The sequence below is a fragment of the Actinoallomurus acaciae genome (genome assembly GCF_042429965.1).
Taxonomy (GTDB): domain Bacteria; phylum Actinomycetota; class Actinomycetes; order Streptosporangiales; family Streptosporangiaceae; genus Actinoallomurus; species Actinoallomurus acaciae.
In genome coordinates this window covers 1-822 of sequence record NZ_JBHLZP010001079.1, presented here as the reverse complement: position 1 = coordinate 822, position 822 = coordinate 1, and the positions used below count along the sequence as shown (strand labels likewise).

Annotated in this window: 1 protein-coding gene; it reads left to right on the top strand. The window is 68.1% G+C overall.

Features of this window, described 5'->3' with window-relative positions; genetic code table 11:
- Window positions 1-821: ribonucleotide reductase barrel domain-containing protein (locus tag ACFFNX_RS50615; RefSeq protein ID WP_512699893.1), on the top strand; the 821-nt coding region annotated here is incomplete at its 5' end.
- Window position 822: the final 1 nt, after the last annotated feature.

Below are 822 nucleotides of genomic sequence, written 5' to 3'. Positions count from 1 at the left end.
TGGGGGTGATGGGGCTGGCGGATGTGTTCTTCCGGCTCCGGCTGGCGTTCGACTCGCCCGAGGCGCTGGCGCTGTCCACCCGGATCGCCGAGGAGATCGCGCTCGCGGCGTACGGGGAGTCGGCCGCGCTGGCCGCCGCGCACGGCCCGCACCCCTCCTACGCGCAGACGCGTGCGGCGCGTGGGGTGTTGCACCCGGATCACTGGCCGGACGCGACGCCGGTGCACCCGGGCGAGTGGGATGCGTTGCGCGCGCGGATCGGTGAGGTGGGGTTGCGTAATTCGTTGCTGGTGGCGATCGCGCCGACCGCGACGATCGCTTCCATCGCGGGTTGTTTTGAGTGTATCGAGCCGCAGGTGTCCAACGTTTTCAAGCGTGAGACGTTGTCGGGGGAGTTTTTGCAGATCAACACCTATCTGGTGGCGGATCTGAAGGAGCGGGGGCTGTGGACGGGCCGGGTCCGGGACGCGATCAAACGCGCGGACGGGTCGGTCCAGGGCATCGGGGGACTCCCCGCCGATCTGCGTGTGTTGTACCGGACCGTGTGGGAGCTGCCGCAAAAGGCGCTGATCGACCTGGCCGCCGCCCGCACCCCGTATGTCGACCAGTCCCAGTCGCTGAACCTGTTCATGGCGAGCCCGACCATCGGGAAGCTGTCCTCGATGTACGCCTACGCCTGGCGCAGTGGTTTGAAGACCACCTACTACCTGCGGTCACGCCCGGCCACCCGCATCGCCCAAACGACCGTGACCGCGACCCCGGCCGCCGAAGCGGTCGCCTGCTCCCTGGAAAACCCCGAAACCTGCGAGGCATGCCAATGAG